Here is a 21,486-nt window from a genome sequence, read left to right on the forward strand (position 1 = left end):
GATGAGGTCTCTTTTCCATTATGGAGGTACACATGGAAAAGGACAAAAAAGTAACTGCTTTATACTGCCGACTGTCAAAAGATGACGGTTCAAACAGCGAAAGCCTGAGCATCCGCACTCAAAAGTCAATGCTTATGGAGTATGCCACACGCAACGGTTTCGGGAATTGCCAGTACTATGTTGATGATGGTTACAGCGGTACGAACTCTGACCGCCCTGCCTTTCAGGAACTTCTGGATGATATCCGGGAAGGAAAGGTGGCAACAGTCATTACCAAAGACCAGTCCCGACTTGGACGCAACCACATCGAAACCGGAACGTATATGGAAATCTTCTTTCCTGAACACGGTGTCCGCTATATTGCAATCAACGATGGTTATGATTCCAACGAGCAATCTCAGATGGATATTGCCCCGTTCCGAAACATCATCAATGAAATGTACGCCAAAGACACTTCCCGAAAAATCAAGAGTGCCCTTCGGACACGCAAGAAAAGCGGAAAGTATATCTCCAGCGGCGCACCGTTTGGCTACCAGAAAGACCCTGCCGACCACAATCACCTTGTGATCGACCCGAACACCGCCCCCGTTGTTGAGTATATCTATTCAATGGCAGAGGAAGGGCTGGGGCTTCACCGCATCGCCAAGCGGCTCCACGATGAAAAAGTCTTGAAGCCGTGTTACTACAAGAAAGAGATGTTTGGCCGCTTTATTGATGATGAAAAGATGTATGATTGGGACAGTGCCTATATCAGTCAGGTTCTGCACAGCCCAGTCTACGCCGGACACATCATCTACGAAGCCAAGCCCACCGTGTCCATGAAATCCAAAAAGCGGCGTTATATTCCGTTTGAAGAACGCGCTATCGTTCCGAATACACATGAAGCAATCATCCCACAAGACCGTTGGGAGAACGTGCAGCGAATCCTTTACAGCCGTTCCAGTAGTTTTATGTGCGATAAGACCGACTACGACAATATCTTCAAAGGCATCGTCCGCTGTGCAGACTGCGGCAGAACGATGTTAGTCAAGGTCGAGCACAGGCGCAAACGTAACAGTGTTCTGGATCAGACCTTTTATTGTTGCAGCACTTATCGGAAATATGGTGCGAAAGCCTGTGACTCGCATAATTTGGAAGCCCGTGTTCTGCATGAAGCTGTCTTTGCGGACATTCAGGCACACGCAAAGGCCGCTGTGAGCAATCGGGAAGCCCTTGTGAAGAAGATTGCAAATCAGATGCACCTCCGGGTGTCCTCTGACCGGGCGCAGCACAAACGGGATTTGAAGCAGTGTAAAGCACGAATCGCAGAAATCGAAGACCTGTATGCAAAACTTTATGAGGACGTATCAAAGGGACTTCTCCCGGAGAAACGTTTTCAAATGCTTGCAGATCGCTACGACAAAGAACAGGCTGAACTGACCGAAAAGATTGAGCAGTACGAGCGGGAAGGCCGTGCTGAACACGATCAGCTGGACAAGATTCAGGATTTTATTGATGAAGTCAGCAAGTACGCTGGCATCACCGAACTGAACTATAAGATTCTGCATCAGCTGATTGACAAGATTCTGGTATCCAAAGCGGAAAAGGTCGATGGCGAATACGTCCAGAAAATCCAGATTTTCTACCGCTTTATCGGCCCATTGGATGCCATCGAGTAACAAAGTCAGAAAAGTCACCTCCGAGAACTATCCTACAGACGCAGGGCGCGAGGGAGAACTGATCTTCCGCTTGGTGTACCAGCAAGCAGGCTGCAAAAAGCCCTCTTCTCGCCTATGGCTGTCCAGCATGGAGGAAAACGCTATCCGGGAGGGCTTCGCCCACCTCAAACCGTCAACTGAATACGATGCGCTGTACAATGCAGCACTCTGCCGGGAACGTGCCGACTGGATGGTCGGTATCAATGCGTCCCGGCTTTTTCGTGTCTGTACGGTCAACCGCTGGCGGTGGGGCGTGTTATGACCCCGGTGCTTGCTATGACGGTAGTGCGGGAAGCCGCCATCGCCGCCTTTGTGCCGAAAAAGTTCTACACCGTAGAACTTGAACTGACCAGCGGATGCACGGCATCCAGCCGCCGCATTCCCGAAAAATCCGTTGCCGAAAACCTGCTGGAAGCCTGCCGAAAGGAGATGGTAGCAACGATCCAGCGCATCACCCGCAAGGAAAAGTCCGAGAGTCCGCCGCCGCTGTACGACCTAACCACCCTTCAGCGGGATGCTAACCGCCTGCTGGGGTACAGCGCACAGCAGACGCTGGACTATGTGCAGAGCCTGTATGAGAAGAAACTTACCACTTATCCCAGAACTGATAGCTGCTATATCACCGACGATGACGAGGAAATGCTGGAGGAACTGACCGAGGAGTTGGAAGGTTTTCTCGACATTGCCCCGGAAGATGTGGACGAGGCTGTGCCCCGGACACGGCGCACCGTCAACAGGGAAAAAGTCACCGACCACCACGCCATTCTGCCCACTCGCAGTATGCTGCAAGCCGATCTGGACTCACTGCCCAAGGGGAGCAGAACGTCCTGAAGCTCATCATCGCCCGGACGCTGATGGCAGTCAGCAAGCCCTTCCGTTATCTGGAAACCCTGCTGACCACCGAATGTGCCGGGGAGGAATTTACCGCCAAAGGCAAGGAGATTCTGGAGGAAGGCTGGAAAGCAGTGGAGCGCAAGGTGTTGGCAGACATCCTGAACCGGAAACAGGAACTCACCGCCCTGCCCAATGCGGCAGAAAACGAGTGCGGCATCCTCAATGCAGAGCTGAAGGAGGGTCAAACGTCCCCACCGAAGCATTTTACCGAGGACACCCTGCTGCACTCGATGGAGACCGCCAGTGCGGACAGTATGCCGGAGGGTGTGGAGCGTCAGGGCATCGGAACCCCAGCGACCCGTGCCGCTACTATCGAAAAGCTGGTGGCGAAAGGTTTTCTGGAACGCAAAGGTGACAGGAAAACGAAAGTGCTGCTGCCAACCGACAATGGTAAAGCCCTTATCACCGTAATGCCCGAAGAAATCCAGTCACCGGAAATGACCGCCGACTGGGAAACGAAACTGTTGCGCATCGAGCGCGGCGAGATGGAGCTGGAAGAATTTATGACCGAAATCAAAGATATGATCTCCTCGCTGGTCAATACCACCGAGGCTATGAAGGGAGCAAATGTGCTTATGAAGAACAAAATCGTTGGTGTCTGCCCGAACTGCGGCAAGTCTGTTGTGGAGCGCGAAAAGGGCTATTTCTGTGAGAACCGGGAGTGCCGTTTCGTGCTGTGGAAGGACAATGCGTTCTTCAAGCGTCTGGGAAAGCGTCTGGATTCCCATGTTGCGGACAAGCTGCTGCGGGATGGTCGCATCCGCCTGAAGGACTGCCGCAGTGCCAAGGGCAAGACCTACAATGCTACCGTCCTGCTGTCCACCGAAGCGGATGGCCGCAGCAAGTTTTCTCTGGAATTTGAGGGTGGCCGCTGATGGATCAGAAAACGGAAGCCCTCTATCTCATCAACGGAGACAAATTTCTGCATCTGCGTGAAAATGGCGCAGGGGTCGGCTTTGCCACCTACAACTGCGCCACCGGTGAACCGCAGGAGTTTGGGCAGATCTCCAAGCAGAATCTGCCTCCGGATGGTCGCAATGCCATTCCCGCCGCCCGGAACTGGTATCTGTTTGAGCTTTCCAGCGATATCCGCAAGGCAATTCAGGAGGTCAGCTTGCAGCACCTCGATACCATCCCGCAGTCTGGTGTCCGCAGGCGGCGTATCTGGGATGACCCCACGATTCCCAGAGATGATGTCCGGCTCATCAACAGCCACTACGATGATCTCTACCGGGTGCCGAATCATGGCGTGATTCAGGTTGACCGTTCCGATGGCAGCAGTTACACGGCACGGGTCGAGCATATGGATGACTATCATTTTGATCTGGGCGAGTATGGGAACGTCTATCACATCTGTCAGTTCGGCGAGATGATGGAGCGCAGCGGTTCGACCGCCTATCCCGAAATCCAGACACAGGACGAGCAGGGCGCATGGGAACTGGGTGGCAAGGGCTACCTTGCCATCCAGAGTTGCGAGGATGGCTGGGATTATACCCTGTATCACAGTGACTTTTCCGTGATGGACGGAGGACAGACCGATGCTCCCGAACTGACGATTCAGGAAGTGCGCGAGGAAATCCTTGAAGCGCACCACATGGAAAAGGGGCGGCGTGTGCTGAAAGACTATGACCTCATCATGGACAAGGTTGCCGAAGCCGAAGAACTGGGGCTGTCTGACCGTCCTTCCACACTGGAAAAGCTGGCAGAACTGGCTGGTGCAAAAGAAAAATGCGATGCCCCGGAATGCAACCCTTTTGGATGTAAGAAAGCGAGGAATGTCCATGAACTTTGACCACGAAGAACTGATGCTGATGATGCTTTACAACACCGGCACCCGGCTGGGGCTTATCCATGAACTGCGGCTCATGCAGTGCTACCTGATGCCGGATGAAACTGCCCTGCGGGAACTGTCCGAGGGCGTTATCGAAAAGCTGAAACTGCTGACCGATGCGGAGTTTTCCAATCTGGAATTTTCCCGGACTGACTTTTGCCGCCTGCAGGCGGCGTACATAAGGACTACCAATTTCTTGAAAACATGATATACTTATTGCTGTACCTTGTTTCCATCAAGGCCCGTGGGAGATGATTGTAGAAATGAATAAAATAACATTAAAAGAAATCCGTTTCAAAAAATTAAAAGGGTTGTCAAACGTAACCATCAAATTCTCAAAGCCTCTAACAGCTATTATGGGCGTCAATGGGTCCGGAAAAACAACTGTAATACATGCATTAGCATGCTTGTACAATCCAGACGGGAACGGTGAGAATCATATATTTCCTGAATTTTTTACTCCAAATACAGATGCTTCATGGTCTGGCAGTGAATTGGAAGCCGTTAACGAAATTATTGGAACCGATGGTGTTCCTACATTGCTTCCACCTAAAAAGTATTACAAGGCGTTCGACCGCTGGGCACCACGTTATCAGACTCGTTCAAAGAGAAACGTATATTATATTGGAATAGAAACCTGCCTCCCGGATATTGAAAAGAAAAACCAAACAACAAAAATTTCATATGTTTCTCAATGCCAAACCAGCAATGTGGCACGAAAAACAATTCAAGGTGCAGCGGGCATTCTAAACAAAAATTATACTGCATTGATGGACAATTGCTATAAAGGAACTCATTTTCCGGGCGTTGAGTTAAGCGATGGTCTCAAATACTCATCACTTAGCATGGGGTCAGGTGAGCAGCGCACAATTAAAATTCTTGAAAAAGTCACTCGTGCAGAAAAATATTCACTAATTTTAGTCGATGAACTTGATTTGCTACTTCATGTATCTGCTTTTCGGAAATTAGTTAAAGAACTCAATAGAATAGCTGTTGAGAAGAAATTACAAATTGTATTCACAACTCACTCATTAGAAATTCTTTCTATGTCTGAATATATCGGAATACAATATATTGAAAATGTAACGTCCCCCACAGGATCAGCAAACTCATTCGTTTATGATAGACTCAGTGAAGAACTGATTTATAACATGTCCGGCGAATGTAATAAACCCGTCAAAATATATGTGGAAGATTCCCTTGCGAAAGATATTGTTCACGAAATTGTTAGAGACTTGCAAATGACATTTCTTGTTGAGATTTGCAAATTTGGCGCAATCGAAAACGCTTTCACCCTTGCCGCAAGCTTTATCATAGAGCAAAGAGATACTAGAAACATCCTTATTGTCACTGATGGTGATAAATACTGTACTGATTCCGAAAGGATGGATCACATTGAGAAAAAATTATGTGGGACAGAAGATGATGCTGAAGACAAACGTCAGGCAGCACTTCAGTTGATTCATCAATTTTCCTTACCCACTAGCACCCCACCAGAAAAATTTTTACATCAAATAATATTGGAAACATTTCCTCAAGATAATAGTATCTATCAAGCTGCTCAAGCGATTCAGGGCGTTAATGATTCGCATGAATGGATTAGTAACATTTGTGATCGATTGGATGAAAGCCAAGAGACAATTATCAGAGAAATTTTTAAATACGCAAGCAGCCATGAACTGTTCCTTTCTTATATTGACAATATAAAGACGTGGCTGAGCCAACACCAAAACATCTAACTGTCTGAGGGTACAATCAAAAGCTGAGATTGATAGTCACTGTGCATCTTCCGAGCCTGTGTTTTTCGCCAACTGATTTTTGCCGCCTACAGGCGGCGTACATAGAAAAAAGTTACAAACCCTAAAAGATGCGGTCTTGATAGCATCACTCCGTTCGTGTTATACTATTATTACTTTACCATTTCAGATTCAAAACAGAAAGCGAGGAAAGCCAATGGACAACGAAAAACGCTCTCCCATCGACCGCCTGCTTTTTGCAACCTTCCTGAAGGGTCGCACATCTTCTCGTGACCTTTTGGATGAAAAAGGCGAAATGACCCCAGAGGACAACCAGAAAATTTTGAACGAGACCAACGAGATCATCAACGATGATTCTACCTACCCGTTCATCAGCTACCTATCCGACCTCCTTGCAAAATCCAAGCCGTCCGATGCCGCAGTCAAACAGCTGCATAGTCTCATCGACCAGATTTCCGCAGCCACCGGGCATGACAGCACAGACATTTTCCGTGTGCTTCTGGCGAAGCTGATTGAAAAGCCCGAAGAACAGCAGACATTCGACACTCTGCTGGAACTGGCTGAAAAGATTGCCGCAAAACACTAAAATAACTTTACATGGAATCCATGGCGAGTGACCTATATGGTTGCTCGCTTTTTCTTTACCCTAAAATCGGAAGGAGGAACGCAATGCCAAACAAAACCGAAGAATATCTCGCCCTTGTCCAGCGCACGGCCAACGGCCTGACACGTTACTGGGAAAGCTGGACGGACTATCTGACCACCGCATCCCGGCTGTACAAGTACCCCTTTGCAGATCAACTCATGATCTACGCCCAGCGCCCGGATGCCACCGCCTGCGCCGACTTTGACATCTGGAACAACCGGATGAACCGCTATGTGCGCCGGGGTGCCAAGGGCATCGCCCTACTGGATGAATCCAGCGGATTTCCCCGCCTGCACTACGTTTTTGACGTAAGCGACACCGGGGTGCGCCGCAATTCCCGCGACCCGGAGGTGTGGCAATACAACGACGACCTGAAGCAGCCGGTTTCGGAAATGTTGAGCAAGACCTACGGCATCAGCGGAGAGCGTGTCAGCCAGCAGCTTGCGGATGTTGCCGGGAAGTTGGTCGCTGATTACTGGGATAACAACGGTGGAGACATCCGTGCCATCGTTGACGGTTCGCTGCTGATGGATTATGATGAAGCCGGAGTGGAGATGCAGTTCAAGTCCGCCGCCGCCATCAGCGTCACCTACACGCTGCTGGAACGCTGCGGCTTTGAGCCTGCCGGGTGGTTCGACAAGGACGATTTTCAGGCAATCTACAATTTCTCCACCCCGGATGCCGTCTTTGCCCTCGGCGCAGCCGTCAGCGACATGAGCCGGGAGGTGCTGCGGAACATTGAGCGCACCGTAAAAACCACCATTCGCCGCCGCAATGCAGAAAGGAGCCAATATGAATTTGAGCAGCAGGAACGTGACCTACTCGACCGTCGGGGACTACCAGCTCCCGAACCTGACCCTGAACCAGCCCCGGAAGCCGCTGGGCAGGTACGGCAGGCTGCGCCGGACGTATCTGATGCAGCAGCGCTCGGTGCTGTACCACACGATGCTTCTGAACGGGAGCCTGTATCCGCACCTGATGGAGGTAGAGCAGACGGCAGAGAGCCGGATGCAGCAGACCATGGCGCAGCTTCTGAAACAGGACCCCGCCCCGGACAAGGAGCAGAACCAGATGGCGTGGGTGCAGCACATGAACAGCCTGAAAGCACAGGCCGAGGAACTGGTGCTGACGGAGCTGATCTACAGCTAAGTTTTCTGGATGCGAACATCCCTACCGAAGCCCAGCAAATTGAAACCATCGACCGAGCGGAGAGCGAAAAAACGCCCTCCGCTTTTGTTTTGTCGCAGGCTGAAATTGAGAACGAGTTGCGTAAGCACGGTTCGGGATTTACGGGCGGCAAGCAGCGCATTATGGCGCTGTACCAGACCCAGCCTGACCGCAAACTCCGTGCCAAAGCACTGGCAAAGGAGTACGGCATTGGTGGGCATTCCCACGATTTTCTGGACGGAAGCCGAGGTTTTGTGAATCACGACTGGAAGGGACTGGAATTTGACCACTACCCCGACCACCAGAAAATTACCCTGAAATGGGCGCAGGTGGAACAGTATATCGACCTGATGATCCAATCCGACCGCTACCTCACCGACAAGGAGAAGGAACAGCGTACTGCCAGACAGGAAGCTGAGTGTCAGCTTCCGATGCTGGATGGCACTGTTGCCGCAGAGTACACTGCTCTGAAAGAACAGTATCCCAACACCCTCGTGGGCTTTGAACTGAACGGTAACTATCTGTTCTATGACAAAGATGCCGTTGCTGTGGAGCGGATTCTGCGCACCAATTTTCTGTCACAGGAAAATGTGCTTGGCAAAGTCAAAGTAACTGGTTTTCCGAGTGAGCAGTGGGCAGCAGAATCTAAAAAGCTGTGGGCAGCGGGCAACAACGTCTATCTGGCTGGCTTGAACGAAGATGGCTCCCACCACCAGGCAAAATATCTCCGGGAAGCGGATTATCTGCCAATCGGCAGCATCATCAAGCTGGATGGCCGGGATTTTCGGGTGGAACACGTTAATTTTACGTTCAAATCCGTCAGCTTGCAGGACATGGAGCTGACGAAAAACAGACTGCCCATTTTCCGCAATGAGCATCTTCCGCACATCAGAGAACTGTACGAAGAACAGCAGGCCGCAGCCATTGATCTGGTTCCCGAAAAAGAGGTCAGCTATAAGGTCGGGGACGAAGTTGTAGTAGACCTTCCCACCAGAACGATTGAAGGAACAGTAGGCTATATCGGTGATACCGATGTGCGCATCGACACCAGTGCACACGGGCAGTCGTGGGATAACGAAGTTATCAACAAACGTCAATTCGAGGACGCTCTGCGGCAGGTTGAGCCGGAACTTTCCGATGAGGAACTGGACGAACTGCCCATCTCTGCTGTGATGGACGGAAAGGTGCAGACCTTCCCGGATGCTGCTGCCTTGGATGAAGCCCTGAATGCTGAACCTGCGCCGGAGCCTGCTGGGAACTTCCGCATCACAGACGACCATCTGGGCGAGGGCGGCGCAAAGCAGAAGTATGCCCGGAACATTGAAGCCATCCGCACCCTGTTCAAATTGGAACAGGAGCATCGTGGTGCCACCGCCGAGGAACAGCAGGTGCTTTCCCAGTATGTAGGCTGGGGCGGTCTGGCGGATGCTTTTGACCCCGGCAAAGATAGTTGGGCGAAGGAATATGCGGAGCTGAAAGGGCTGCTTTCCGAGGACGAATACGCCGCCGCCCGTTCCAGCACCCTGAACGCCCACTACACCAGCCCCACCGTTATCCGTGGTATCTACGATGCCGTGGAGCACATGGGTTTCCAGTCTGGCAATATTTTGGAGCCGTCCATGGGTGTGGGCAACTTCTTTGGAATGCTGCCGGACACCATGCAGGATAGCCGCTTATACGGCGTGGAACTGGACAGCATCACCGGGCGCATTGCGAAAAAGCTGTATCCGCAGGCAGACATTACTGTGGCGGGCTTTGAGACCACCGACCGCCGTGATTTCTACGATTTGGCGGTGGGCAACGTGCCATTTGGTCAGTACAAAGTCAACGATAAGGCGTACAACAAGCTGGGATTTTCCATCCACAACTACTTTTTCGCCAAAGCCATCGACCAAGTGCGTCCGGGCGGCGTGGTGGCGTTCGTCACCAGCCGCTACACCATGGATAGCAAGGACAGCACCGCCCGCAAGCACATGGCAGAACGTGCTGATCTGCTGGGTGCAATCCGTCTTCCGAACAATGCGTTCCGTGCCAATGCTGGCACAGATGTTGTCAGCGACATTATCTTTTTGCAAAAGCGTGACCGCCCTGCGGACATTGAGCCTGCATGGGTGCAGCTTGGCAAGACCGAGGACGGATTTGCCATCAACCAGTATTTCGTAGACCACCCGGAGATGGTGCTGGGCGAGCTGACCACAGAAAGCACCCAGTACGGACGGGAGGAATTGACCGTTGCCCCCATCGAGGGTGCAAACCTTGCCGACCAGCTTGCCGAGGCAGTGCAGCATATTGAGGGGCAATACACCGAAGTTGAGGTGGAAACACCAGATATTGCGGATGCCGAAAATGAGAAGCACATTCTCCCGGCTGATCCCGATGTAAAAACTTCTCCTACACTGTGGTGGACGGAGAGGTGTTCTACCGGGAAAATTCCGTGATGACGCAGGTGGAGCTGTCCGGCACCGCCAAGGGCGTGTCACCGGTATGGTGGAGCTGCGGCAGATCGTCAACGAGCTGATTCAGCAGCAGTTGGAGGATTCCCCGGACGAGGACATCAAGGCAACGCAGGAGCGTTTGAACGCGGCCTACGATGCCTTTACCGCAAAGTACGGTCTGTTGAACGACCGCAAAAATGGGCGACTATTTGAGCAGGATTCCTCGTATTATCTGCTCTGTTCGCTGGAAAATCTGGACGAGCAGGGACAGCTGAAATCTAAGGCGGATATGTTCTCCAAGAGGACGATTCGCCCGGAACGGATTATCACCAGTGTGGATACTCCCAGTGAAGCACTGGCAGTATCTATGGGAGAGCATGGCAGAGTAGACTTGCCCTATATGGCAGAACTGCTCGGCACTCCCGGCGAGTATGACCGCATCACCACCGAACTGCAAGGCGTGATCTTCAAAGACCCCAGTGCAGACCCGACTGACCCGGAAGCGGGCTGGCAGATGGCAGACGAATATCTTTCCGGTGATGTCCGTGCGAAACTCCGCTTTGCCCGACTTGCCGCCGAAACAAATCCTGAATTTGCAATCAACGTGACTGCACTGGAAAAGGCACAGCCCAAAGAACTGGAAGCATCCGAAATTGATGTGCGGCTGGGTGCAACGTGGCTTGCCCCTGAAATTATCCAGAAATTCATGCAGGAGACCTTTCAGGTTCCGTACTATCTGCGCCGTGATGTGAATGTGCGGTTCTCTCCGTATACGGCAGAATGGCGTGTGCAGGGAAAATCCGCATTGGGGCATGGCGATATTATGTCCACGGAAACCTACGGAACGCACCGTGCCAATGCCTACAAGATTCTGGAAGATACGCTTAATCTCAAAGATGTCCGCATCTATGACACAATCGAAGATGCCGAGGGCAAACCAAAACGCGTGCTGAACAAAAACGAGACCACCCTCGCCCAGCAGAAACAACAGGCAATCAAGGATGCTTTTGCAAACTGGATTTGGCAAGACCCCCAGCGGCGTATCTCACTGGTGAAGCAGTATAACGAATTATTCAACTCCACTCGTCCCCGCGAATACGATGGCTCGCATATTCATTTCGTGGGGATGAACCCTGAAATCACGCTCCGAGAACATCAGAGGAATGCCATTGCTCATGTGCTTTATGGCGGTAATACGTTACTTGTCGTACATAATTCCTAGAGAAAGAGAAAGCATAAACAAGCTGTAATTCGTGCGTGTTCTAAAAATATCAGAGAGGTTCTGCACGGCAGTTGCCCAAGCTGCCCCACGCAGGTAAATATCTCTCGTCAGTTCCACAAGAATCCCTCCTCTACATGAGCCACATTCTTTTCCTCATTGCTCTGGATTGTCCATACAGAGCCGATGCTCTCTTTACTGAACACTTCCTGCAAATCATCCTTGGAAAACAGGATTACCTGCGGAGCAAATTGAGGGAGTTCATCGACAACATTCTGGCGCTGAATCATATCCAGTTTCGAGAATGGACCGTCCAAAACCAACGGATATTCTTTTCCTTTGAGACTTCCCTCACTTTGAAGCATCTTTAGAATGCCGCCAATGTATGCAAACGAAACGACCGCAAACTGTCCTTCTGACTTTGACTCATCATTGTAGCTATCCGTAATCCGAACAGAAAACTCTGGAGTGACAGATACTTTTCTCTGGCTTGTCAGCATACGGTTGATAAGATCCTGAATATTTATCTCAAGTTTTTGGCTAAAGGCCAAAGACTCCTTCTCCAGCTGACTCTGAAATCCTTCCGAAACAGTTTTCAAGATTTCAATTCTACGCTGTGCAATCTTTCCAGCCTGACTTTGCTTTGTCTTTTCGTCAAATTCGTTCATTTTTTCTTCAGAAGCGCATTCCAAGCCTTAATCTTTGTTGAATAGTCTGTAAGTCGCTTATCAAGTTCTCTGATTTCCTGCTCTGCCTGCTGCCGCTGTACAATCAGGTCTTCAACATCAGCACTCTTTTTTCTTCCTCGTCGAGTTGACGGATTGCCTGTTCACAGGCTTCAGCTTCAGCATTGTTATGGGATACTGCAATGATTTTTGCATCAATAGTACCCTTATCGTATCCCTTTCCCCACAATCTAGCCGTTTGAACAAACTCATTATAGAGATTGGTATACGATTTCGGAGGTAGCATATCCAAAAATCCTTCTAAGTGCTTTCGCTCATCCTCTCCTAATGGTCTTCCACAAATGCACTCTGTGGTACTTTTGGATAGGAGATAGTGTAAGAGCCTTTTCTGCAAACCGGCAGGGAGCTTATTCTGAGCGATTTTTAGATTGATTTTATTCTTCGCATCATCAACAGATTTTGAAATCAGCAGCGGAGGAAACATATCCATTACCGCATCACCAAACTGTTTTTTGCTTTCATCGGCATTGCTCAGGAACACATCTCTCTGACGTTTCAATTTACGCCGCTCTGCCTCATATTCTGCCTTTGATTTATGCTTTCCGATCTGTTCCGATACGCTCTGAATAGCCTGCTGAAGTTCTGATTTACGAGTATTATCTTTTTCGAGTGCATCTTTCAGTCGTCCAATTTGGGATTGAATCCCTTCAATGTCCGTTTTCAATGCTTTTGTTTCACTATCACTTGCAATCGTGCCTTTGCTCAAAAACAGCTTTCCCAACGCCGTTGTCTTCAAATCATCTCGACCAATATCATTTAGAGCTGCTTCAATTACATCAAGGTCAAACATCGAATAAAGTGCCGACTTCAGCTTATCAGCCGAATCCCTCCCTTTAACGCGAAGGTCGGCAATCATGCTCTCGCCATCAAAAAAGAAATAATCGGAAAGTCCAGAGGGAATCAATTTTTCAATAACATCTCGTGGGTTATCCACTCTGCGCCAGTTATGATCCTCATCCTCTACACTCACCGAAAAATCTTCCGCAACCTTAACAGATTCCTGCAAACCTTTTTTATAGGTATACATCCGCCTTGCAGAATACTTTTTCCTTCGTGCTCAAAGTCAATGCAGCCTAAAACCGGGAATTCCTCTCCAAGAGCAGCTTTGCTTTCATACTGATGATTGTAAAGTCTATCAGTGGTAGTTTTATTGAAATGAACTTTACCATAAAAGACCCACTGGAACAGCTGGTGCAAGGTGGTTTTGCCATCACCGTTTCTGCCATAGATGATTGTCACCTTTCCGTCTGTTGAGCAACGAATCTCTCCATGATCCTTAAAATTTCTGAAGTTTTCAAATTCAATTTTGCTGATCTTCATCTGTTACCACCTTCTCAAGCTCTCCCAAGATTGAGTTTACAATACTGCTTTTGCTCTGTGTCCCAGAAATCAATTTGTTTCGTAGCGCAGTCTGCTCCAATTCCCTTATGTACTCTGTCATGTGGGCTACTGCCTCCTGATCATTCATCTACATCAACCTCCATATCTTCATAGTCATAAGCATTTACATCTTCCTCAGTCAATCCATATTCCATCAATCGACCGTTCAAATCATCCTGAAGTTCATTCCAGTTCAGTGCGAGGTGTGCATATTCTCTATATCGGCGCAATTCAATTTTCGCCCATGTACTCATATCGTTAGGCGGCAACACAATGACATCATAGATTTTTGCATACTGCTTATTCTTATACAATCGAAGGATACGACCTCTACGTTGCACGAACTCACGATAATCGTCATTGCTTGATAAAATCAATGCACTTTTAATCGACGGGATATTTATGCCCTCATCCAAACAGCGAATTGCCGCCAACGCAGTAATTTCTCCCTTATTAAAAGCGTCTACCAACTCCATACGGTCATCCATGCTTTCAGTCGCTGTAAATTGACTTGCCTTGTACTCATGTTGAGCCAGTACCTTTTTTATAGCTTGGATGTGTCGGAGTTCAGCACCTGTTTGATTATCAAAGAGTTTTCCATCACCGCAGTAAACCACTATATGATCTTTCTCATCAATTTGGTCAACAATTCGGTCGATGTTTTCCATTTTCTCGCTCGACATAGAAATCACTCTCAAACGACCTCTGAGCGACTTCACGAGCAAATCCGGGTTAATGCACCTTCCATTCTTGAAACAGGATAATATTTTTTGATTGAACGATCGGAATTGAGCAACTTCAGAATCTGTTGCATTCACATAAATCGGATAGTAATAATATGGAACCAGAAATCCTCGTTCCAAGGCGCTTTCAATCGGAAGACTAAACACCTGTCCGCCGAAGAACTTCATAAGTTCTTGTCCTTTTTGTGCCGAGCTTCCGCTGAAAGGTGTCGCACTCAATCCGAGCATATACTGAAATTGTTTATGCAGCGCATCCGGTCGCTCTGTAAAACGATGTGCTTCGTCTACAATCAGCAGCTTCTGCTCTCTTGAATATCCAAGAGTCTTGTTAAAACGTTGCATCTTAAACGATGCAATCGTAGAAATAACAATAATCTGTAGGTCTTTCTGATACTTCTTGCGAATTATCAAATCCGAGAGTTGACTTTCCCATTTTGCATTTTCCGAGGACACCATAACAATTTTTGCATCTGGAAACGCCTTTATTACGTCATCTGCCCATTGGCGAACCAAATGTTTGTATGGCGCACAGATTACGACCATCGCAGGGTGCTGTTCTAATAATTTTTTTGCAGAAAAAATTGCTGTCCAAGTTTTTCCTGTACCAGTTGCCATAACATAAAAGCCATGGTAGTCATTTGCAACCCATGCTGCGATGGCTTCTTCCTGATAATCTCTAAGTTTAATAGGATCTTTAGCATCTTCCGCTTCAGTTTTTTTGTTGTGAATAATCGTAATCAAATTTTCTTTTGCGGACTCACTATAACTCAGGACATTAACATATGGATTTTTCCCTTGCCAAAGGGATTCAAACTCGTTTTCTTCCTCCTCAATTACATCATTTTCCGTTTCGTCCCAGCTCTTTACTACACGAATTTTCTCATAGTTGTTTTGATAGGCATTGATGCTTGAATTGGCTGAGCCGAAAAAGACGATAGCATTCCCCTCAAAGTCTTTTATAATACCTAGTTTATCATGGTAAATTCCAACAGAAGTCAATGTTGCGATCTTGATGTCTAATGTGCCTGAAGCGATGAGGTCAACCAACAACTGTAACTTCACCTCATCAAACTCTTGGAAACTACTCATAAAGTCGCGCGTTGCCGCATCCGTTATAACCTTATCTCTTTTTTCATATCCAAGGTTGATTGCCTGAATATCTTCTTCGCTTAACTGCGGACTTGCAATCAGCTGAATTTTTCCACCATTTCGGAACAGAGACACAATTCCATCCATAATGGGGAGAAACACACTGGATGAAAAAAAGCCAACACTTCTCTGGTAGGACTTTGCATACCGCAACGCTGGAACAAGAAACGCTTTTGGAATATTATCATCCCCGTAGCTGATATAGCTGCGTTTAATGTCCAGATTTTTTAATCCCATAGATTTTCCTCCAAAATAGAATCGCCATACTCTCCCGCAAGCAACTCGTCAATATCAAAAATCGGTATTTCTCCTTTATAATCCGGGTCTTTATAGGCATACTCAAACGATTCTGCACACATTTTCCCTTTTGGCGAAGCCAAAGGAATTGCATATCTAAATTGTTTATTTGAAGCCGCAAGATCAATTTTGTGAGACCACTTTTTTAGAACGCTGTACACAAGCCAATCCGTCCATGGAACATTAACTTTAGGAAGTTCTCTCAAGCCAATTATCTTATAGATTGGTGTTGTTTCTTCAATCTCACCGACAACAATATTTTCAACTTGCTGCGCAATCTGTTCATCCACGCCAATAGATACTATTCTCATCATCTTCTGATCGCTAATCATCAAATATTCATCATTGCAGCTGTCAATAAAATCCAATGTAGAATTTATTACAAGATGGTTTTCATTTGCAAAAGAACTCAATTCTTTTAGATCGTAGGATTCATGTGAGTAGACTTCTTCGCGCAGAACATCCGATGTTCCGGTAATTTCCACTCCCTGTTGTGCAATAAATGGTCTTGTGAACTTATAGTCATCTCTGAAAAGATACTCGATCAAGCTATATGCCGAGAACGGATAAAACACACCATTTCTTGTAAAAATTTCCGGGCGTTCGATCGAAACCAAATTATAGAGTTCTTTAATGTGATGCTGTGCCCCATCAGCAATAATTGCGTCAATGTTTTGTTTCAGATACTCCCTCTCGCTCTCACTTATGCGCAGTTTACTGGCATGGATATATTTGCCAAAGCAGTTGATGATTTCAGGACTTTCAATCGCAAACTGAATCACAATATCGGGCACACCGGGAAAATGTTTTTGAATTTGAGCACGGTCAACCTGAAAAGCTGCTTCTTTAATAAAATCAATGATAGTGGGGTACAGAGAAGTGTCCTCACCATCTTTGGACAGATAATCTCGTGTGAAAACAAACTCATCCCCATAGAGTTCATGTAAGATACCCTGCAAATAGTATTTGTTATCGACTCCCTCTTTTTCCAAATCTTCCTTAAAAACTTCATACAGCGTATTCATAAGGAAGATCGAAGATTGGCTTTCCTCAATATAGCTGTGAATCCGATTTGCAAGTTCCTTGGAAATATATTCTTTTTGTTTTAATTTATAGCAGCCCTTTCCACAGAGCACTCCGATTCGGGAAACTGCTGCAACTAATGCATGGTCATTCACAGGAAGGTTGACATCGCCATATTTTTCTTTTATGTTATCTCGGAACGTTTTAATTTCTGTTGCAGAACCCGTGCAAAAGCCGTTTGGGTATTTTTCTGAAAGAATGTCTCGATAAATCGAAGCCAGCGACAGACGAGAACGATGGTATGTTTCACCTGTTAATTTGTACAACCCATCAATTTCTTTAATAACAAGATCCTCTGGAAGACCCATCTCTATCGCATCAGTAATATAGCTGACCATCTTTTTTGATGTAAACACATCAGGAAGCGATTCAATATATGTCGAAATCTTTTCAGGGATGCTATTATTTCCTACAATTAGAACATCTAATCCCTTGTCATAAATGAAATTTCCGTTGTGGCTACCTTCCATCAAAAGAAAAATTCTCGTGCGTGTAAAGGAAAATACTTTTCAATATCCTCACGATGGATTACAGGGTCTCCACCTTTTTCTGCTGAAACTTTAGCAATAAATCGTACCTGACTTTCCTTTCTCTCGAATATTCTAACAGCCTTACTTTCAATCTGGCGAATTCTTTCTCTGGTGATGCCATGCTTGCTGCCAATTTCTTCCAATGTGCGTCCATGTGCTCTTAAATGAAGAACATCCTTGACATTATCTCTCGGACACGAAGCGTCCCAAAGCTCCTGAGCTTCTTGGGTGAGATCAAATGTGCACCAAGACAAGAAACTTTTCAAAATAACATAATCGTTATAATCCAAATCATTTATCAAATCGGGCGTTTTCAGAATTGTTGAGTTTGCAAAGAATCGACAAAGAATATCCTGTGTTTCCTTATCGTCGGTATATGCAACAATATAATATTTAGCCAAGCTATTTTTTCTGGACGAAGGAATTCTATCAATAACCTCATAGATTTCCTCTTTTCTTTTTTGTCTTTTTGAGAAATCCAGAAGGCAACCAATAATTAAAGCTACACTTTGTGGATTATTTTTGCATTGCTCTAAAATATCACCATCCAGAAGTTTATATCCATCCTCATATATTTTCACTTTGTCAGCGTACTGTTCCGGGAAACCATCTTCTTCCGCAAAGGAAAAATCACCATTAAAAATTCGATCTCTGTACTGATAAAAATATGCCTTTTTCAAAGCCGAAGCACTTCTATCATCATACCTGAGCGACTTAGTATCCGCTGCATCCGATTCTTTGCCCATCAGATTACTTCCATTCGCCTTAGAAAATCCGTTTTTTAATTCAGAAACGAACTGATCAACCTCTGACAAAGAAAGTTTTCCAAAGCCCTTAATATTGCACAGATCACTTTCTGTACAATTCAGTAAGTCTTCTACTGTAAACACACCGATTTTTTTAAGGCAATTTGCAGTCCTAACAGAAAACCGAGGCGTATCTATTTGTATCAAGCGAAAATTATCTGGGTCTAAACTGTTTTTTTCGCCGTAGGTCATTTCGACTTGATGCACATTTATTCCATGACGACTCAGGATTGCAATAACTTCTCGACCTCTTATATTCAAGCCATGCGCAATATCCACAATCGGCTTTCCTTTTTTATACAACTCAACGATTGTCTCTGGGGTAAACTGTTCCATATTATTGTATTTCATCTACTGCTCCAGCTTCAATTAGAATGCAGAAATATTTTTTGCTGTTCTATAATGGACTCAACCATTTTCCGATACTGGAAAACAACACTTTCAGGGGATCTAATAACGATTCTGCCGCCCCACCCGAAAATCCATCTGAAAAAATTCGGACTTGCGCTGACCGTTACCTGCGCGGAAAAATGATCATCATCATACCTCTCAGTATGAACATCTATTCCAAACTGATCTATGATATATTTCATCAGAGCATTTTCAACTATTAGCGTGATTTTTTCCGACTTATATGTGTCAAACATTTGAAACACTCCAAGTGCATACTCCGAAGTGTCAAAATCTGCTGGCATGGGATAGGCATCCTCACTCAAGATTTCCGGTTGACGCGCTATTCTGTCTATACGGAATGTATGAACGCGGTTTCTCGCTTCATAAAAACCTACAACATAATAATAGTCCCCGTTCCAAATTAATGAATATGGGCTTATGCAGTAAGGCTTTCCCCCATTTTTTATGATAAGATTCTTTTGCTCGTCGTATTCAGTATAATAGAAAGAAATTTTTTTGCCAGAATTAATTGCGGAATTGATTGCATCAATTATGTAATACGTCTTTTCATTTTCGGATTTAACCTTACTTGTATTGATAAGGTTTCGCCTGAGTTCTTCCTTGCTTTCCTCGCTTGCAAGGCTTGTGAGTTTTTCTACAAGTGCCTCGCTCTTTTTTGCAGATATGAATCGGGATGCTTGAACCGCATCTATTAGAAGTTTTAATTCTGGGAGATCAAATGTTCGATCGTTGACATAATACTTCTTGCTACGCGACCTGATTTCTACAACGTCTATTCCACTGCTGCATAATAGTTCGACATATTTTGAAACAGTCGTTCGATGCATTCGGATACCATACATGGAATCAAAATACTGAAGAATCTGATTGGTTGACAGAGGATGATCTACATCCGAATAGCGCATAAGTATTTTGTATAGGTACAGAACTCGAAGCGATGTTTCATTTTGCATTTAAGATTCACGCCCCTGCCATCTTCATTTCGCACAAAATTGACAATACTATATTTATAATAATACTTCATTCTCCACAACAATGCAACCATGAGATGTCATCATATGGTGACATCTCACAAGTAAAGTTGTTCAGCATTGCTTTATTAGACACCATATTGTTTTACGGCAAGGCTTTTTCCTCGTCGGATTCTGCCTGGGGGACATTTTTCAAAATCCTTTTATATTCTTTATACAACCGTCTTGCCCTTTCTGGAAACTTTCCGTTAGCATCCCGTAGCGCGTCAAATTCCCTCTCAGCGTATCCCTGCCAGTACGAACTGAGGTTTCCTTCTCTCGCATCAATTATGCAATCCTCTATTTCAGAGTAACCAATTTCATCGTAGTCAAGCATTTTCCACCTCTCAGCGACACATTTGATTTTTTCGTTCTCATACAAACAGTCTATCACGAATGACTGATTATATCAATTAAAAATTGTAGATAGAATCGTCCGGTTTTGAGCCTTCTCTCGACTACAATAAGATAGAGAAGGAGGGCGGCAGTTATGTACGAGAAACTTTTTCAAAGAGGCTTGCTGAACTACGGATACAAAAAGGTGTCTCCGCAAGGGATATGAGTCTTTCCCTCGGACAGAATCCCGGATACATTCGTGCTATCGAGAGTGGATCAGCGTTTCCTGCCATGTCGAGCTTCTTCTATATTTGCGAATATCTCAACGTAACTCCGCAAGAATTTTTTGATTTCAATGAAGACCATGCAGATGGAATCAATGCACTTGTAAATCAACTCGATAAACTTGATGAAGAACAGATTCAAACTCTCACAGCCTTTATAAAGACTATTGTTAAGTAGGTAAGAACAACAGCAAAAATGCCCACCAGCTTTCAAGCCGGTGGGCATTCTCTTATTTGTACCGTATTACAGGTAGCTGCTTTACTTTGCCGCTAACCATTTTACGTTCAAGTGCAAAGACCATATCTGGAGTGCGTTCAAAGAAACCAATATCACGCTTCCAGCTTGTTCCGCACTTGCAATGAAACAGACCTATGAACTGCTGCTTCATCTTGCGCCCGCAATTCGGACAGATACGCTTGCTTGCGCCCATAACGCATCACTGGAGCTTGGCAAGGATTTCTTCAGCAGTCATACCACTGGCCAACAGCTTCTTCAGCACATCCTCGGCTTCGCCTTTCTTGGCTTCCTCTGCTGCCTTTGCTTCAACAGCAGCCTTCTTTACTTCAGCCTTCGCCAGATCTTTAGTCGCAGCCTTTAGATTGGCCTTTTTGGTTTTCAGCTGCGCCTTCAGATCATCGATATTGGCAATCAGCGCAGCAACCTCAGATTCGAGTTTTTCCTTTTCTGCGGCCTTTTCTGCAACGACTGCTGCATAATCAACGGTAACTTTTACGGTACGGGTCTTGTTCTTGCTTCCCTTGGGTCTTGCCATGATAATGTCCTCCTATACGGTGGAATGATTTGGTACTTATAAGTATATTTCTATATAGTTAAAATTGCAATAGACAATTCGTACTGCCTAAGACATTGATGAAATATTGTCATCTTTTCGTCAATATACGCAGGTGCGTACACGAAAAATTTCAATATCCGTTACTATCATGCAAAGGAGGCGCAGCATGATAGTAAAAGATGTTATTGAGCTGTCTGTAAAGGACGCTGTGGCGATTCGTTTCAAAGAGATTTGTGACCAGCGGGGATTTGTCCAAATGAACTTGCTG

At 46.3% G+C, this 21,486-nt stretch carries 18 protein-coding genes and 3 pseudogenes; 9 read left to right on the forward strand and 12 right to left on the reverse strand.

Going from position 1 to position 21,486, the window contains the following annotated elements; genetic code table 11:
* Positions 1 to 32: 32 nt before the first annotated feature.
* From PXT33_RS12345 to PXT33_RS12380, 6 genes and pseudogenes are all read left to right on the forward strand, one after another.
* Positions 33 to 1,658, forward strand: a complete 1,626-nt coding sequence (locus tag PXT33_RS12345; RefSeq protein WP_242699672.1) for a recombinase family protein — start codon at positions 33 to 35, stop codon at positions 1,656 to 1,658.
* Positions 1,645 to 3,466 (forward strand): annotated as a pseudogene (locus PXT33_RS14855) (DNA topoisomerase). The gene PXT33_RS12345 and the pseudogene PXT33_RS14855 overlap by 14 nt, the downstream one beginning before the upstream one ends.
* The gene (locus PXT33_RS12365; RefSeq protein WP_291018007.1) at positions 3,466 to 4,383 is read left to right on the forward strand and encodes an LPD16 domain-containing protein; all 918 of its coding nucleotides are present in this window, start codon (positions 3,466 to 3,468) and stop codon (positions 4,381 to 4,383) included. The pseudogene PXT33_RS14855 and the gene PXT33_RS12365 overlap by 1 nt, the downstream one beginning before the upstream one ends.
* Positions 4,373 to 4,564, forward strand: a pseudogene (locus PXT33_RS12370) (transposon-transfer assisting family protein); the annotation flags it as partial. The gene PXT33_RS12365 and the pseudogene PXT33_RS12370, both read left to right, overlap by 11 nt.
* A gap of 121 nt (positions 4,565 to 4,685) precedes the next feature.
* Entirely contained in the window at positions 4,686 to 6,161 is a 1,476-nt protein-coding gene (locus PXT33_RS12375; protein WP_332376697.1) for an AAA family ATPase, read from the forward strand.
* 214 nt (positions 6,162 to 6,375) lie between these two features.
* Positions 6,376 to 6,765 carry a hypothetical protein gene (locus PXT33_RS12380; protein ID WP_291018014.1) on the forward strand — a complete coding sequence of 130 codons (390 nt, stop codon included), beginning with the start codon at positions 6,376 to 6,378 and terminating at the stop codon, positions 6,763 to 6,765.
* A 320-nt stretch (positions 6,766 to 7,085) separates the two neighbouring features.
* Here PXT33_RS12380 and PXT33_RS12385 read toward each other — a convergent pair whose 3' ends face one another.
* Positions 7,086 to 7,616 (reverse strand): hypothetical protein, encoded by a 531-nt coding sequence (locus PXT33_RS12385; RefSeq protein ID WP_332376698.1) that lies wholly within the window; start codon positions 7,614 to 7,616, stop codon positions 7,086 to 7,088.
* Position 7,617: 1 nt separating this feature from the next.
* Here PXT33_RS12385 and PXT33_RS12390 point away from each other — a divergent pair, with 1 nt between their 5' ends.
* On the forward strand, positions 7,618 to 7,974 hold the full coding sequence (locus PXT33_RS12390) for a TnpV protein (RefSeq protein ID WP_332376699.1): 357 nt from the start codon (positions 7,618 to 7,620) through the stop codon (positions 7,972 to 7,974).
* A 368-nt stretch (positions 7,975 to 8,342) separates the two neighbouring features.
* Positions 8,343 to 11,631: pseudogene (locus tag PXT33_RS12395) on the forward strand (N-domain protein, SNF2 family); the annotation flags it as partial.
* Here the strand turns inward: PXT33_RS12395 and PXT33_RS12400 are convergent.
* The 10 genes from PXT33_RS12400 to PXT33_RS12445 form a co-directional block, all read right to left on the reverse strand.
* Entirely contained in the window at positions 11,626 to 11,766 is a 141-nt protein-coding gene (locus PXT33_RS12400) for a hypothetical protein (RefSeq protein WP_332376700.1), read from the reverse strand. The pseudogene PXT33_RS12395 and the gene PXT33_RS12400 overlap by 6 nt on opposite strands.
* Positions 11,757 to 12,314 (reverse strand): hypothetical protein, encoded by a 558-nt coding sequence (locus PXT33_RS12405; protein WP_347070341.1) that lies wholly within the window; start codon positions 12,312 to 12,314, stop codon positions 11,757 to 11,759. The genes PXT33_RS12400 and PXT33_RS12405 overlap by 10 nt, the downstream gene beginning before the upstream one ends.
* A gap of 103 nt (positions 12,315 to 12,417) precedes the next feature.
* The gene (locus PXT33_RS12410; protein WP_347070342.1) at positions 12,418 to 13,419 is read right to left on the reverse strand and encodes a hypothetical protein; all 1,002 of its coding nucleotides are present in this window, start codon (positions 13,417 to 13,419) and stop codon (positions 12,418 to 12,420) included.
* Positions 13,359 to 13,712 carry an AAA family ATPase gene (locus PXT33_RS12415; RefSeq protein WP_347070343.1) on the reverse strand — a complete coding sequence of 118 codons (354 nt, stop codon included), beginning with the start codon at positions 13,710 to 13,712 and terminating at the stop codon, positions 13,359 to 13,361. The genes PXT33_RS12410 and PXT33_RS12415 overlap by 61 nt, the downstream gene beginning before the upstream one ends.
* Positions 13,693 to 13,860 carry a hypothetical protein gene (locus PXT33_RS12420; protein WP_298637539.1) on the reverse strand — a complete coding sequence of 56 codons (168 nt, stop codon included), beginning with the start codon at positions 13,858 to 13,860 and terminating at the stop codon, positions 13,693 to 13,695. The genes PXT33_RS12415 and PXT33_RS12420 overlap by 20 nt, the downstream gene beginning before the upstream one ends.
* Positions 13,853 to 15,901 (reverse strand): DEAD/DEAH box helicase family protein, encoded by a 2,049-nt coding sequence (locus tag PXT33_RS12425; RefSeq protein ID WP_298637538.1) that lies wholly within the window; start codon positions 15,899 to 15,901, stop codon positions 13,853 to 13,855. Before PXT33_RS12425 ends, PXT33_RS12420 begins: the two co-directional genes overlap by 8 nt.
* Positions 15,892 to 17,517 carry a hypothetical protein gene (locus tag PXT33_RS12430; protein WP_347070344.1) on the reverse strand — a complete coding sequence of 542 codons (1,626 nt, stop codon included), beginning with the start codon at positions 17,515 to 17,517 and terminating at the stop codon, positions 15,892 to 15,894. Before PXT33_RS12430 ends, PXT33_RS12425 begins: the two co-directional genes overlap by 10 nt.
* Complete coding sequence (locus tag PXT33_RS12435) at positions 17,514 to 18,731, reverse strand: DNA-directed RNA polymerase subunit alpha C-terminal domain-containing protein (RefSeq protein WP_347070345.1); 1,218 nt, start codon at positions 18,729 to 18,731, stop codon at positions 17,514 to 17,516. The genes PXT33_RS12430 and PXT33_RS12435 overlap by 4 nt, the downstream gene beginning before the upstream one ends.
* A 14-nt stretch (positions 18,732 to 18,745) precedes the next feature.
* A complete protein-coding gene (locus PXT33_RS12440) occupies positions 18,746 to 19,747 on the reverse strand; it encodes a YafY family protein (protein ID WP_298637536.1) in 1,002 nt (333 codons plus the stop codon).
* A gap of 163 nt (positions 19,748 to 19,910) precedes the next feature.
* The gene (locus tag PXT33_RS12445) at positions 19,911 to 20,141 is read right to left on the reverse strand and encodes a hypothetical protein (RefSeq protein WP_291018896.1); all 231 of its coding nucleotides are present in this window, start codon (positions 20,139 to 20,141) and stop codon (positions 19,911 to 19,913) included.
* A 221-nt stretch (positions 20,142 to 20,362) separates the two neighbouring features.
* Between PXT33_RS12445 and PXT33_RS12450 the strand changes: the two genes are divergently transcribed.
* On the forward strand, positions 20,363 to 20,602 hold the full coding sequence (locus tag PXT33_RS12450) for a helix-turn-helix transcriptional regulator (protein ID WP_347070346.1): 240 nt from the start codon (positions 20,363 to 20,365) through the stop codon (positions 20,600 to 20,602).
* Positions 20,603 to 20,861: 259 nt separating this feature from the next.
* Here PXT33_RS12450 and PXT33_RS12455 read toward each other — a convergent pair whose 3' ends face one another.
* Positions 20,862 to 21,197 (reverse strand): hypothetical protein, encoded by a 336-nt coding sequence (locus PXT33_RS12455; RefSeq protein WP_332376703.1) that lies wholly within the window; start codon positions 21,195 to 21,197, stop codon positions 20,862 to 20,864.
* Positions 21,198 to 21,486: the final 289 nt, after the last annotated feature.

This window comes from Faecalibacterium taiwanense, from assembly GCF_036632915.2.
Classification (GTDB): domain Bacteria; phylum Bacillota; class Clostridia; order Oscillospirales; family Ruminococcaceae; genus Faecalibacterium; species Faecalibacterium taiwanense.